This is a genomic window from Streptomyces sp. NPDC057638, assembly GCF_042800315.1.
Lineage (GTDB): Bacteria > Actinomycetota > Actinomycetes > Streptomycetales > Streptomycetaceae > Streptomyces.
The window spans coordinates 1-13,782 of the sequence record NZ_JBHVHF010000008.1 but is presented as its reverse complement, the minus strand read 5'-3'; the positions used below and the strand labels follow the sequence as shown (position 1 = coordinate 13,782).

Here is a 13,782-nt window from a genome sequence, read left to right as displayed (position 1 = left end):
GAAGGGGTTTCGGGAGAAGGAGAGCCAGAACCACGACTCGTGAATAAAGCCACAGTCTCGACGAACTCGATGCACTGGCCCGCACCCGCTTGAAACGGATCCAGTACAAACCTGATCTGCTGGACGGCTTCATCGCCGAGACCGGACTCATCCCAGCCCCCTCATGACGCCACCCCACACCGAAAATCTCAGTAGCCGCGCCGGATCAAGGGGGACGGGGACTCTATGGCGGGGCCCAGGTGGGGGATTCGATCTGGTAGAGGAGACTGTCCGCACCGCCACCCCTGTCCGCGTGCCGCTGAGGCGGCCGCCGATCGGCTCGACGGCCCGCTGGGACCGGACGTTGTCGGGCCCCCGCGAGGAACACGACCGTGCCGACGAACGGGAGGCCATGCCGGATCATCAGCCGCTTCAGCTCGCTCTTGTACGCCCCGTCCCAGTACGACCGGGCGAGAAAGGTCCAGCCGATCTCGGCCTCATCCTGCCCGGCACCGTACCCGTGGTACCGCGAGGAACCGATCAACCGACCGTCCCTCCTGTCAACCACCACGAGCGCGCCCCGGGAGCCGAGCGCCTCCCCGAAGAAGCGCGTGAACTCACCCCATTCATGACGGTCGCGTGCCGGATGTTGCTCCCAGATGAGTGGGCCGCGGGCGGCGGCGTATAGGTAGCCGGATCCTCCTCACGCATTGGCCCCACGTCCACAAGTGCAGCGCTGAGACAGGGCTGGGAGTCGGAGGTCATGGCATCGAGGTGATGCGCACCCGGGCCGGGCGGAGATGAGCACCCGAGTCCGGGGTGGCGTTTGCGTCAGCTCGTGGCGGTTTCCTTCGCGGCGAGGACGTCGGCTTGAGCCCGCTGTGCGGTGGCGACGGCGGTGGCGCCGTACTCGGGCAGGCGCGCCGTCGTCGCCGGCTCGACCACGCCACTGGCGTCGAGCGTGATCACGACGGTGCCCGTCCTGATCACCAGGGCGTCCCTCGTCATGCCGTCGCCGTCAGGGCCCTGGAACCGCACTCGCTCATCCCCCAGCGCCGGTGGCACGGACACGGTGGGGAACTGTGACCGAGGCTCGTCGCCCATCTGCCGGTACGCCGCGCGGGCGGAAGGGACATCGCGCAGCGCCAGCGTCATGACGGAGATGATCTGCCGCTTCCCCTCCGCCGGTGCCGTTTCCCTCGTCAGGGTCGACATGCCCGAGTGCAGGAGGTGGGGGCAGAAGTCCGGGAGCGGGAGCGGGTTCGTGGCGTCCATGCTGGTGCACAGACTCTCACCGCCGTCCACGTTCCGCAGCGCCTCCTGGGCCCCCGGGATCTTCAGGGTGGGCAGCGCCTTCTTCGCCGCCGCGGTGGTACGCGGCGCGGCAACCGGAGGCGACTCCGCCGCCGCAGATCCAGCCGCGACCCGGGGATCCAGGACGAGGCATGACAACGCTTCTCGGTGGCTTCGGGCTCCAGGAACATCGACAGGGTTGCGCTCGCGCCCCAACGCCGCACCCGGGGCCTGCCCCGCGCCGCCGTCGCCCCCGGCTCTACTGGATCCCCCGGCGCACCACCCGCGCCAGCTCCTCGAAGGTGCGGGCGCGCACGACGCCGTGCCCTTGGCGCAGGAGAAGCGTGTCGTCGCTGTCGGCCACGATCACGGACTCCTCGGCCCCGGATCCCTGGATGATCGTCAAGCCCTCCCGTGCCAGGGCGCGTTCCAGCAGCGGGAGCAGGTGCGCCGGCACGTCGGCTCTCACCGCGCCCCGGGTAGCGCGCCGTAGGCCGAACGTCGCCGTGACCGGGTTGAAGGCCAGGTGCTCGGTGTCGAACGCGGCGGTCAGGGCCCCGCTGCGCATCACGTCCTCTGGCGCACCTGCGTGCAGCCGGGACTGCCGGTCGATCAGCCACACCACGTCGGCGATGCGCAGCGCAAGCTCGAGGTCGTGCGTGCTGGCGACCACCGTGAGGCCCTGCTGGCGGGCCAGATCGTGCAGCAGAGCAGTGAGGGCAGCGCGGGACGGGGCGTCCAGGAAGGCCGTGGGCTCGTCGAGCAGGATGACGCGCGGCTCCTGGGCGAGGGCGCGCGCGATCAGGACCCGCTGGCGCTCGCCGTCGGACAGCTCGCCGACCGGACGGTCCGCCAACTCCGTCGCGGCGACGGCCTCCAGCGCCCATGCGACCGCGGTGCGATCGGCCGCCGTGAGGCGGCCGGTCATACCCGTGTGGGGGTGGCGGCCGAGCGCGACCAGTTCCCGCGCCGACAACAACCCCGGGTCGAGCCTGCCCGTGAGGACGATGGCGAGCCGCCGCGCCAACGCGGCCGGGGGAGTGGTGTGCACGTCCAAGCCGTCGACGCGGACGCTCCCCTCCAAAGGTCTCAGCAGTCCGCACAAGGTGCGCAGCAAGGTGGACTTGCCCGCTCCGTTGGGGCCTAGGAGAACGGTCAGCTCCCCGGGGCGCGCCAGCAGGTCCAGGCCGTCGAGGATCCGGCGGCCAGCCGGGCGCCCCCATGCCCTGCGGGTGACGTGCCCGATGGCGAGCGTGTGGACGGCCAGCCCGCCGCGTGTGGACGCGGCGGGCCCTCCCGCTGCGAGGTCGGCTCCCCGCACCGGGCCCGGCGCACGGCGGAATGCCTTCTGGACGCGGTCGGTCACAGTTCCATCCCTCGCATGGCGCGCCGGCTTCGGACCAGGAGGGCCACCACGACGGGTGCGCCGAACAACGAGGTGATGGCATTGAGGGGAAGGGCGGTCTCCACGCCGGGCAGATGGCTGAGCATCGTGCAGGCCAAAGCGGTGGCCGCCCCCGCGAACAGCGCGGTGGGCACCATGACGCGGTGGTCCGAGGTGCCCAGGGCGATCCGGGTCAGATGGGCCACGGCCAGGCCGATGAAGGCCACCGGGCCGCAGAAGGCGGTGGCGCCGCCCGCGAGGATGGTGGTCCCGAGCAGTGAGAGGTGGCGGCTGCTCCGCGCGTTGAGCCCCATCGTGCGTGCGTAGTCCTCGCCGAGGAGCAGGGCGTTGAGTCGTTTCGTCGTCAGCAGGGCCAGCGCCAGTCCCACGGCGAGCACGGGAAGCATCACAACCAGGTCGGGCCAGGTGGTGGCGTCGAAGGTGCCCAGTCCCCACAGCAGGAACTGCTGAGCGTGCTCCGGCCTGGCGAAAACCAGCGCTACGCTGACCAGCGAGGTGGCCATCGAACCGATCATGACGCCGATGAGCAGCAGGGTGGCGGCGGAGCGTGTCCGCAGCGACAGCACGAGGACCAGTGCCAGGACGGCGCCCGCCCCAGCCGCCGAGGCGAGCACCAGGCCGATGCGCCCCAGTCCCGCGAGGCCACCGGCGAAGGAGCCCGCCGCGCCGCCGCTGCCGGCGACCACCGCGGCGACGCCCATGCTCGCGCCGGAGCTCACGCCCAGTGAGTACGGGTCGGCCAGGGGATTGCGGAAGAGTGTCTGCATCTGCACCCCGGCCACGGCGAGCGCCGCGCCTGCTGCCGCCGCCGTCAAGGCGCGCGGCAGCCGCAGCTCCTCGACGATGACGGTCCAGCGCGGGTCCTGCGCGGGTTGTCCCAGCAGGATGCGCAGCACGTCGTCGAGGGGGACGCGCTGCGGCCCGAGGGCGATGGTGAGGACGAACAGTACGGCGCTGGCCAGGGCGAAGCCCGCCAGGACCAGCGCGCGGCGGCGGCGGCCCGGCGTGGCGGCAGGGACGCCGGGCTCGCGGGCCGTGCGCAAAGTGCCGGTCCGCATCCGCTGCCCCTACTTCCGGGGCACCTGGGTGTAGTAGACGAAGCGGTGGTCCGAAGCGAGCTCCGGGTGCAGGATGGCGACCAGGTCTGCCAGCACCAGGTCGGGCCTGAGGACTCCGCTCTCGTAGAAGTCGTTGCCGCCGTCGGGTCCGAGGGCCTTGGTGTTGGACCAGACCTCGCCGCTGCTGACGGCGGCGAGCCGGGCGTGGCGACGGTCGGCCTTGACCGCGTCGGCCGTCGACTTCCACGTCTGGTCGACCAGCCACGTCCGGGCGCTGCCGGCCCTGGCGTAGACGGTTTCGAAGCTGAGCCGCAGACTGCCGGTGCTGCCGTCGCCCTGCCAGGGGTAGCTACCGCCGGCCGTCGTGACCATCTGACCGAAGTACGAGCCGCCCGCAGCCAGTGTCCAGGCTCCCTGATACAACGTGCCGAGCAGGACGGGGGTGGGCGGGGACGCCGTGGCAGCGTTCGCCGCCGCGCGTTGATAGGCCCGCTCCACATCGTGGAACACCTTGCCCGCGCGCTTCTCCGTACCGGTCAGGGCGGCCACGGCTTTGATCCACTCAGCTCGACCCAGAGGGGTGGGTTCGAGCCACTCCGCGTTGGCGACGACCCCGATGCCCGCCCTGCGCAGCTTGGCGTGCTGCGGGTCGTCCATGCCCGCGGTCATCACGGCGTCGGGCCGGGCCGCGATGACCTTCTCGGTGTTGATCGTGCCGTTCGGCGCGTACTCGGCCACCTTCTTTGCCGCGATGCGTTGGCGTACGTCGGCGGAGACCACGTACTTGGTACTGGCCACCCCGGTGAGCACACCGAGGCTTCCGGACTCGGTGAGCAGCGACAGTTGCGTGGTGGAACCGGAGTAGAGGCTCTTGACGGGGACGGTGATCCGCTGGGCGCGGGCGAGGTCGCCGGTGAGCTTCGGATCGGGTGCGCCGCAGCGCACCAGGACGTACGACTCCGGTTTGCCCTTCGGGTAGGGCTCCTTGACGGTGAGTACCTGATAGCTCTTCTCGTAGCGGATGGTGAAATTCTTCGCGTGCCGGACTGTGGACTTGTCCGGGAAGTAGTCCCGGCCGGACGAGAAGGGGGCGGCGCAGCCCTGGACGCGGTCCTTGGCCTCGTCCCGGGGGCCGGGGGAGTTCGAGCCGCAGGCTGCCAGGGTCAGCAGCAGGGCCGTGAGCAGGGCCAAGGACACGGGAGGACGCGGCCGTGTCATGCGCGGAAGCCGAAGGAGGCCACATAGGTGAAGTCGACGGCCTTGTTGGACAGGCGGCGCAGCACGAAGTCGTCGTACAGGCCGGGCGGGACGGTGGTGTCGACGCTGACACGGACGCTGATGCGGAGCGGCGAGCCCTGGCTGGTGAGGTCGAGGGGGATTTCGTGCCGGTCGCCGCTGCCGGTGAGCCGCGCGGTGGTCAGCGTGGTGCGGTTCCAGTGGGTGGGGCCGGTCGGGTCCGGGACGAAGAGGAACACCTCGACGAGGTGGCCCGGGTAGCCCTGGAAGGTCCGCAGGTCGTCGGTGGCGATGACGAGGGTGGTGGCGTGGGGGCCGGCGGGGTTGATGCGCTCCAGGGTCAACGGCAGTTCCGTCGAGAGTCCCGAGTACGCCGCGTCGGCGTAGACCCCCGGTTCGTCACCGAGGTGGATCCGTCCCTGCCAGACCAGTTCGGCTTGCGACGTCAGCATGCGGGTGCCTCCTCTGTAGGGCAGCGGTACGCACGTCGGGCGGGCACCCACCGGGGCCGGTGTGTGCGCACGACAGGCGTGTGCGCGTTCTGCCCAGTGTTCCGAGACGGGGCGTGGGTCGCCACCGAAGTACGGACACTGGCCGGTTCACGCCCTTAGCTGTGTTCCTCGTGGTGAGGAAGGTGCGCCGGTGCACAACCGTGGGCCGGGGTGGGCGGGGTACCCAGGGCGCGGCACAGGGCTCGGGCCTCGGCTGCCGTCTGTGGATCGGTGCTGTGCCGCGCGGTGATCCGCAGCGCGCGCAGCGCGCCCCTGTCACCTGCCCGTCCGGCGGCCAGGGCCTGCTGGTCGCGCAGGTCGTCGGGCGCCGCGTCGTAGGGGACGGCCCTGACCGGCTGGTGTTTCCAGTAGTACGCCAGGGGGTCGTCGGCGCCGCGCGGCCAGGTGCGGTAGACCTCGTCCCAGGTGTACGGCTCGCCGAGGAGTTCGACACAGCCTTCGTTGATCGGCTCGTTGAGCGGCTGGTAGCGGCAGTCGGCCGAGATCCGCAGGCTTCGACTGATGTTGGGGGTGCCCCGGTGCACGGTGAAGGTGCCGAGCACCAGGATGTCGCCGGGGGCCAGGGGGCCGCCGAGGCAGGAGGACGGCCGCACATCGGCCTCCCAACCGACGACGGCCTCGTTGCTCAGACGCAGGGGAAGCTGTCCGTGACCGTGTGAAGCGGGGAGGACGCACAGGCTCCCCGAATCCGCGGTGACGGGAGTCAGCGGGGTCCACACCGTCAGAGTACGGGGGGAACCCTGGACGCCCGGGTGGTCCTGGTGCCATCCGCTCTCGGGCGGGGCTCCGTGCGATCGGGGGTGGACGACGCGCAGCACCTTGCGGGGGTGGACGAGCACCTGCCCGCCGAGCAGGCTCTCCAGCAGCGTGAGCAGGGCGGGGGCGTGCAGCAGCGCATGCAGGGCGCGGCAGCTCCACATCTGGCGGTGCACACGGGCGTAGCGGGGGTCGGGCGGCCATACCGCGGCGGCGGGATTCGTGAGGGGGTGCGGATCCCCGGGATCGCCGGGCAGCAACCAGCCCGCCTCGCGGGCCAGGGCCAGAACCGCGTCGCGCACGGCGGCGATGCGGCGCGCGGGCAGGAAGCCCGGCAGGAAGACGTAGCCGTCCGTAGCCAGTCGGCGGGTCAGCGCGGCCCTGTCGCGCAGCAGGCGACTGGAGTCGGTGAACGCGCGGATGTCCATGGGACGTCATCCTCGAAGAGGTGAAGTGCCGGACGAAAATTCGGGGCCCAGCTCACGGAGCTCGGGTCTGCGGACGAGGATGCGCCGGTACGTCATGCGCCGGCGTGCGTAGAGCTGGAGGGTGGTGTTGACCGCGTCGACGAACTCCTTGACCATCAGCTCCCCGTAGGCGGGCCTGCCCGGTGTGCGTATCGGATCACCGGGCCAGTCGGAGATCACTTGGGGAGCGAAGTACTCCCACATCTGGCGCTCGAAGTGGTCGGCCATCGGACCGCGGGCCACGTCGCCGAAGTCGAGCGAGGTGTGGGCGGGCAGGAATCCCACCGCCATCAGGTCGGCCTCGACGGTGTTGGTGCGGGCGAAGTGCGGGAAATGGAAGTGGGTCACCAGATCGGCCACGTCCTCCTGGGTGGCAAGCGGTGTCAGCAGCCAGTCGTCGATCACGAACCGGCCGCCCGGCTCCAGACTGGAGAACACCTGCTGGAACAACGCCCGGTGGTCCTGGACCTGGTAGAGCATGTTGATGCTGACCGCGGCGGAGAAGGGGCCGCCCGGCACGGATCGCTGGCAGTCCCCGAGCACGACGGTGACGCTGCCCTCGCCCATGGGCCGGGTCCTGTTGAGCCTGCGGCTGGTTGCGGCGTGCGCCGCGGAGTTGGTCACCGAGGTCACGCGCACCCCGTGCTCCCGGGCCAGGAGCCGCGCCGGACCGCCGAGGCCGCCGCCGACGTCCAGCACGCGTTCCCCCTCGGTGAGTCCGGCCAGCTCGGCGATCTGCCGGGTGTGCAGGGCCGCGCCGTCCCGCCACCGCCGTCCGTCCGACCAGATCGCCGGATCAGGGACCATCGGTGGATGCAGCAGATCGCCCGTCAGGTAGATGTGCAGCCCGCCACCGGGCAGGCCCCGGCCGGCACCGACAATGTCCCAGGTGTAGTGCCCGTCGTCCCGTACGGCGAGGGACTCGTCGATCGTGCGGTCGCCACCGTCGGCCGCACGGGGGAGTCTGTCGCTGCGGTGCACGGGCGCTTCCTCGTCTGTGGCCGGAGTTGATGCGGTGACCGGGGCCGTGCGGCACATACGTCACCGCCGACGTGGGAGCCGGCGGTATGTCACCGGCGGGTGGTCCGGGCCTTCGTAGGTCGGCAGCACGCGGCTGACCGGGGTGCCCCGCAGGGCGTGCCCGGGCCGCTGCCACCAGCCGGCCTCGGGCAGGCAGAACTGCCGTACGTAGTGCGCCCTGAACTCCTCGGGGAGGTCCCGGAAGTGAGGGGCGAAGAGCAGGTCGACGGCGGTGCGCGCCGTGTTGGTGGCGTTGGGGTGGGTGGCGTGGAGCACGCGTACGTCCCCGATGATCAGGTCGCCGGCCTCTGCGTCGACGGTGATCTCATCGGGTACGGGCAGATGGGACACGGTGTCCGGTGGCTGGTTCTCGATGTCGACCGTGTGCGGCTCGGGGAGGGCGTCGTGCAGCGGATGCCATGTGCGATGGCTGCCGGGCACCACCCGCAGCGCGCCGTTCTCCCTGCGAGTGCGCTGCAGGTAGAGCATGCAGAAGATCTGGGGCGGTCGCTCGGCGAAGCTGAGCTCGTGGTCCCAGGCCCACCAGTCCTGGTGCCACCACAGGCCGGGTGAGCGGGGCGGCTTGGTGATGACGTACCCGCTGATCCAGCGCGGGTCGGTGAAACCGAGCAGCCGGAAAGCGTCCTGGAGCGCGGGAGAAGTCAACAGATCCGTGTGCGGATCGTCCTCCAGCCGGACCGGAATCAGACTTCCGTGGTGGGCGTAACGCTGGAAGTGGGCGGAGGTCTCGGAGTGCAGCTTCCGCTGGGCCAAGTCCCGCAGACGTGCGGTCAGGTCATCCGGTACCACATTGCTGATAAGGCAGAATCCGTCGTCGGCCAGTTGCTTGGCCAAGTGAAGGTCCCTCGTGTGAGCCATGTGGCTCTTCCTTCCGACACCTGCTATGCCGTAGCAGCGAGGACCGTATCAGGACGTGCAGTGGGCAGGGGAGAGCCGCGTCGAAGTCGGCTCGAAATGGTCATCGGGGAAGGGAATCGGCCATGGAGATCGAGTTACGGGGAGCCGCGGACGCCCCGCTACTCCTGTGGCGCGCCGGGCCGGGTTGGCGCATGCTCTCCTCCGGCGCCCTCGGCGGCGGTCTCGGCCGCCGCACCTGGGTGATCAACGCCCAGGTCCCGGTCTCCTACGCGCGCACCGACCCCGCCGCGCACCTGCGCGAACTCGCCGACCCCTGCGGCCTGGAGGGCCCGGGGGTCGGCATGCTCACGGCCGCCGCCGTACGCCACTACACCCGCGCCGACGAGCAGGGCGTGCGGGCGATGGCCACCGTGGGGCTGAGCGTGCCGACCTGGGCCGTGAACCACCACCAGCGGCTTCCGGCGGCCGCGCCGCGGCCCGGTACCGTGAACATCGTGGCGGCACTGCCAGTGCCCCTGGACGACGCCGCGCTGGTCAACGCGGTGATGACGGCGACCGAGGCGAAGAGCCAGGCGCTGCTGGAGGCGGGTTTCGCCGGCACTGGGACAGCGTCGGACGCCGTGTGCCTGGCGGCGCCGCACGCCACGGGCCGCACGGCCCGCGAACCCTTCTGCGGCCCGCGTTCCGTGTGGGGCGCCCGGCTCGCCCGCGCCGTACACCGTACGGTGCTGCAAGGCGCCCTGTCCTGGCGCGCGCGCCACCCGGACGGCAGGACGGAAGCCTCAGCGCAGGCCGCGGCCCGAGCGGGCCGGGACCTGCCGCCCGGCCGCGACCAGGCAGACGACGGCGAAGAGGGCCAGCACGAGCAGCGGCCATGACAGCCCGGCCCGCCAGCCCTGCAGGACCAGACCGCGGATCACCTCGATCGCGTACGTCAGCGGATTGAGCCGGGCGACCGCAGCGAGCCACCGCGGCATGGCGTCCAGCTCCACGAACGCGTTGCTCGCGAACAGCAGCGGAAATGACGCGAAACCGCTGATCGCGAAGAACGTCGTATGGCTGGACGAGGTGTACGCCAGGGCGATAAAGGCAGCCGTGAGCGCGGCGGTGAGCAGCATAACGGCGACCAGAACGAGCAGCGCGTCACCGATGTGTGCGGCAGAGCGCGCTCCCAGCGCCAGGGCCACCAGCAGGATAAGCGCCGCCTGCACGGTGCCCAGCGCCATCTGGAAGAGGATCCGGCTGACCACGATGGAACCGCGGGCCAGCGGCATGCTCAGCAGCCGTCCGAGATACCCGGTCTCCTTGTCCCACAGCAGAGGCACGGCGCCACTCACCCCGAGGCCGACCGCGGTGAACGCGATCACGCCCGGCAGCATGAAGACGATGTAGTCCGCGTTGGCGACCGCCCCGGGGTCCACCGCACCCCGCAGCGAACTGCCAAAGAAGACCAGCCAGATCGCCGGCTGGAGCAGGGTGAACAGGAGGTTGAGGCGCTCCCTGCGTAACTGCAGGTACCAGCGGCGCAGGAGCGCGGCCGTCTCCTGCCGATGGCCGCCGAGTCGGCTTTGGGCGCTCAGATGCGCGGACGCGGTCGGCAGCGGCCGCCGCGCGGGCGCCGGGTGCCGCTCCTGCTCCGCGGTGTCCACCCCGTGGCCGGTGTGCAGCAGGAAGACGTCGTCCAGCGTGGGCCGCTGGTAACCGATCCGGTCGATGACCACACCGTGTTCGCGGCCCGCGCCCGCCACGAACGCCAGGGCCGCCATGGCGTCGTCGACGTGGAGGTGCACGGTGCGCGGGTCCGGCTCCAGGAAGCGGTGGACCCAGCCGCGGCCGTGGACGAGGGAGCGGAGCCCCGGCACGTCGTCCGTGACCACGTGCAGCACCTCGGCCCCGACGCCGCGCTTCAAGTCGTCCGGCGCGCCGCCGACCACCTGGCGGCCGGCGTCGATGATGGCGATGCGGTCGCACAGGCGGTCGGCCTCGTCCAGGTAGTTGGTGGTGAGCAGCACGGATACGCCCTGGCCGCGCAAGTGGGACACGTGCTCCCAGATGCGGTGCCGGGACTGTACGTCGAGCCCGAGGGTGGGTTCGTCCAGGATCAGCACCTGGGGCTGCTGGAGCAGCCCGCAGGCGAGGTCGAGGCGCTTGAGCATGCCGCCGGAGAACTCCGCGACCTGGCGGTCCGCCTCGGGCCGCAGGCCGACCACCTCCAGGACCTCGGACACCCGGCGTTCCCGCTCCCGGCGCGGGACGTGGTGCAGGTCCGCCTCGATCTCGATGCTCTCACGGGCCGTGAGGAGGTGGCGTACGCCCTTCTCCTGGGAGACGTAGCCGATGCGTCGGCGTACTTCGGCCGCGTCGCGGGAGACGTCGAACCCGCACACCAGGGCCCGGCCGCCGCTGGGGGACAGCAGAGTGGTGAGGATCCTGATCGTGGTCGTCTTTCCGGCGCCGTTGGGCCCGAGGAGGCCGAAGACCTCTCCGGGCTTCACCTCGATGTCCAGCTCGTCGACGGCCCGGCGCCCGCCGAACTCCCGTGTAAGACGCTCGGTTTTGATGACGTGGTTCATGCGGAGCAGGATCTCCTCAGGCCGCGCCCACAGCGCCGGGATCCAGACCCGGGCGCCGGACGGGGCGGCGTGGAGCTTGAGGGGGTGCCCGAAGGCGCCGCGCGGGGTCGGGGGCAGGGGACTTCTCCCAGGGCCGTGTAGTCGCCGTGGTCGTACAGGGCCGTGCGGACTTCCCGGTACGAGCCGGTGACCAGGTGCCCGGTGAGGCGTGCGGGGAGGGGGGCCGAGCCCCCGCGTCAGGATGCCGATGCCGTACAACCCCAGGGCCACGGCGAGCTGCGCGGAGCTCGTACCGGGCAGCCGAAGCAGCCCCGTACAAGAAGCTTCCGACGGCGCCGCCCGCTGGATACCGCATCCGCGGTCGGGGTCGCGGAGCCGGCGCGGAAATCGGCCGGAATCAGTAGCCCCGGCCACGCCGATGCGGCCACCAGCACGATCAACACGCTGAAGAACAGGCTCTGCAGGCAGACCGCCCAGGAGAGGGCGGTGCGGGAGCCGTGCCGGTCGGCGACGAGGCCCTGATCAGGGGAGGTGAAGGCCAAGGCTCCGGACACCGAGCCCGCGTTGGCGAGCGGGCAAATGGAACGGCTACTGAGATTTCCGGTTTGGGGTGGCGTCATGAGGGGGCTGGGATGAGCTTGCCCTTTATGGTCCAAATCGGTTTCATTCGGTGATGCTTTCTGCTCGTTTCACGGTCTTGCCCACGTCGTAGCGAGTGGCGGCCCGTCGGTTCTTCGAACCGGGTGGCCGTCCGCGGCCTGGTTTCGAGGGTTTCGGTGCACGGGCCGGGCAGGCGAGGTGCGGGCGCGGCGGACCGCAGGGTCTTTCTTCGGTGCCATGCCCATCACGACGACTGGGCCGGGCACCGGTTCCCCTCTCGTGCGCGCAAGGCGGTGGCCCTGTGATGGCCAGGGCGGATGTGGCCGCGGTGCTGGCGGACCCGGTCGCTCCGGCGCCGGAGCCGGTGGTTGATGACGTTGTTCTGCTGCCGGATCTGTGGGAGCCGGAGGCGTCGCAGGGGCTGTCGTCGGCGGCGGGCCGGGTCGCGCTGGACGGCTACTCGTGGATGCAGGCGGTCCACTGGGTCGCCGGGTCCGGGCTGTACCAGCCGGGGCGGTACCGGTCTCACGGCTCGCGGTCGTTCGGGCCGACGAGCCGGGCGGCGGTAGGCCGCGGTGGCATCGGCGGCCAAGAGCCGGTCGCGCCACGCGTCGGCATCCACGTCGAGGGTGATGAGCTGGTTGCTGCCAGGGCGGCGGAGCGGGTCGGCGGACCCGGCGCGCCGGGTGTGGTGGGGCGCCAGCTTCGGGCTGGTGCTGTGGGGGCTGGTGATGGGTATCCAGGTCCGGCAGTCAGGGCAGACCAGGGAGGCCTCGCCGGGCAGGAGGCTGGCTGTACTCCTGGACCGGGATGGCGCTCAGGACCAGAGGTGGACGGCCGTTGGTGCGCTTGCTGAGGGTCCGAGGGCCCGAAGGCGAGGTCCGCTCAGGCCGAGGAGGCAGTACCGGCACCAGGGCCTCGGCAGGTCTGCCACGATGAACACGTGACACTCACTACAGGTCAAGAAACGGCAAAGCGCCTTTGAAGCAGCAGGTCAGAAAGGGTGCTCTCCGCGCGAGCGGAGGTGTTCCGATGAGGACCTTGCGATGGTCCGCCGGGTCCGCGTGCTCTCCGCGCGAGCGGAGGTGTTCCGGAGCGCCCGCCGCACAACCCGCCGCCGCTGGCGTGCTCTCCGCGCGAGCGGAGGTGTTCCGTCCGACAGCGCCGACAAGAGCTGGTCGCCGTGGTGGGCTCCGCGGGCGCGGAGGTAGCCCGGAGATGACCGCCGCACCGCGCGAGAGGGAAACGTGGGTTCCGCGAGCGGAAGGTGGACCGGAGTGCAAGGAGTCGATCGAGAGGCGCGGTCGGGTGGGCTCCGCGAGGGCGGAGGAACCGAGCAAGGCTCTCCTGGGGAGCCCGGCCTGGGGCCGGACGGCAGCCGGACCGGTAGCGTGAGGAAGCGTCAGGCCATCGAGGACATGAGGACCGTGAAGACCTGAAAGCAACTAAAGCAAAAACGTGTTACCAGCCGGTAGAACCCCAGGTCAGCAAGTGTCGAACCCGCACACGCGGGGATGGACCCTTCTCCCGCGCCTCCTGCTCCGTGACCGGCCAGTCGAACCCGCACACGCGGGGATGGACCCGGACCCTCCGGGCTGAAGGCCCACGACCCGCGGTCGAACCCGCACACGCGGGGATGGACCTATGACGGCGATGCGCTGATCGTAATTTCGATATGGCCCCTGAATACCTGCTCGTGCTGGATTCCCCATGTAATGCTGCGGTGTTATAAGGCTGCGCCGGCACCCTGGACGACTGGGGCGGACAGAGCTCCGGAGGAAACGGACGCGTCTGTGCGCCGCGGAGGGGCGGTGGGTGTTGAGGGTAGCGTTCTGGACCGCTGGACCGACCCGTCGAAGTCGTCGCGCGTCACCCGAACCCGATAGCACTCCGGACGACGCGTCGGGTCTGACGAAGGCGGGGGCCGTGTCGAGTACCGCTGCCGGGCCGATGTCGCCCACCCCGTCGCGCCCACCTCGTCGCGCCGAGCCCGGATCCCGGGCT

The 13,782-nt window shown here is 70.9% G+C and carries 11 protein-coding genes, 1 pseudogene and 1 CRISPR repeat array; of the genes and pseudogenes, 1 reads left to right on the top strand and 11 read right to left on the bottom strand.

What is annotated here, in order from left to right; all coding sequences use genetic code 11:
- Positions 1 to 223 precede the first annotated feature (223 nt).
- The 9 genes from ACFVIM_RS02220 to ACFVIM_RS02180 all read right to left on the bottom strand — a co-directional run bounded on the left by ACFVIM_RS02220 (position 224) and on the right by ACFVIM_RS02180 (position 8,605).
- Positions 224 to 640, bottom strand: coding sequence for a GNAT family N-acetyltransferase (locus ACFVIM_RS02220; protein ID WP_384297442.1), 417 nt, complete (start codon positions 638 to 640; stop codon positions 224 to 226).
- A gap of 170 nt (positions 641 to 810) precedes the next feature.
- Entirely contained in the window at positions 811 to 1,431 is a 621-nt protein-coding gene (locus ACFVIM_RS02215) for a hypothetical protein (RefSeq protein WP_384297406.1), read from the bottom strand.
- A 100-nt stretch (positions 1,432 to 1,531) separates the two neighbouring features.
- A complete protein-coding gene (locus tag ACFVIM_RS02210; RefSeq protein WP_384297405.1) occupies positions 1,532 to 2,638 on the bottom strand; it encodes an ABC transporter ATP-binding protein in 1,107 nt (368 codons plus the stop codon).
- Positions 2,635 to 3,735, bottom strand: coding sequence for an iron chelate uptake ABC transporter family permease subunit (locus ACFVIM_RS02205; protein ID WP_384297404.1), 1,101 nt, complete (start codon positions 3,733 to 3,735; stop codon positions 2,635 to 2,637). The genes ACFVIM_RS02210 and ACFVIM_RS02205 overlap by 4 nt, the downstream gene beginning before the upstream one ends.
- Positions 3,736 to 3,744: 9 nt before the next feature.
- Positions 3,745 to 4,932, bottom strand: coding sequence for an ABC transporter substrate-binding protein (locus tag ACFVIM_RS02200; RefSeq protein WP_384297402.1), 1,188 nt, complete (start codon positions 4,930 to 4,932; stop codon positions 3,745 to 3,747).
- Between the two features lie 17 nt (positions 4,933 to 4,949).
- Complete coding sequence (locus ACFVIM_RS02195; RefSeq protein ID WP_384297401.1) at positions 4,950 to 5,423, bottom strand: hypothetical protein; 474 nt, start codon at positions 5,421 to 5,423, stop codon at positions 4,950 to 4,952.
- A gap of 155 nt (positions 5,424 to 5,578) precedes the next feature.
- The gene (locus ACFVIM_RS02190; protein ID WP_384297400.1) at positions 5,579 to 6,667 is read right to left on the bottom strand and encodes a phytanoyl-CoA dioxygenase family protein; all 1,089 of its coding nucleotides are present in this window, start codon (positions 6,665 to 6,667) and stop codon (positions 5,579 to 5,581) included.
- A gap of 6 nt (positions 6,668 to 6,673) precedes the next feature.
- Positions 6,674 to 7,687 carry an SAM-dependent methyltransferase gene (locus ACFVIM_RS02185; RefSeq protein ID WP_384297398.1) on the bottom strand — a complete coding sequence of 338 codons (1,014 nt, stop codon included), beginning with the start codon at positions 7,685 to 7,687 and terminating at the stop codon, positions 6,674 to 6,676.
- Positions 7,688 to 7,747: 60 nt separating this feature from the next.
- Positions 7,748 to 8,605, bottom strand: coding sequence for a phytanoyl-CoA dioxygenase family protein (locus ACFVIM_RS02180; protein WP_384297397.1), 858 nt, complete (start codon positions 8,603 to 8,605; stop codon positions 7,748 to 7,750).
- Positions 8,606 to 8,727: 122 nt separating this feature from the next.
- On the opposite strand from ACFVIM_RS02180, the gene ACFVIM_RS02175 reads away from it, so the two are divergent.
- Positions 8,728 to 9,483 carry an adenosylcobinamide amidohydrolase gene (locus ACFVIM_RS02175; protein ID WP_384297396.1) on the top strand — a complete coding sequence of 252 codons (756 nt, stop codon included), beginning with the start codon at positions 8,728 to 8,730 and terminating at the stop codon, positions 9,481 to 9,483.
- Here the strand turns inward: ACFVIM_RS02175 and ACFVIM_RS02170 are convergent.
- Together ACFVIM_RS02170 and ACFVIM_RS02165 are read right to left on the bottom strand one after the other, a co-directional pair.
- Complete coding sequence (locus tag ACFVIM_RS02170) at positions 9,388 to 11,178, bottom strand: ATP-binding cassette domain-containing protein (protein WP_384297394.1); 1,791 nt, start codon at positions 11,176 to 11,178, stop codon at positions 9,388 to 9,390. The two genes, ACFVIM_RS02175 and ACFVIM_RS02170, sit on opposite strands and share 96 nt — an antisense overlap.
- Before the next feature lie 663 nt (positions 11,179 to 11,841).
- A pseudogene (locus ACFVIM_RS02165) lies at positions 11,842 to 11,985 on the bottom strand (transposase); the annotation flags it as partial.
- A 1,286-nt stretch (positions 11,986 to 13,271) separates the two neighbouring features.
- Positions 13,272 to 13,421: a CRISPR direct-repeat array (repeat unit 28 nt; unit sequence GTCGAACCCGCACACGCGGGGATGGACC).
- Between the last annotated feature and the right edge of the window lie 361 nt (positions 13,422 to 13,782).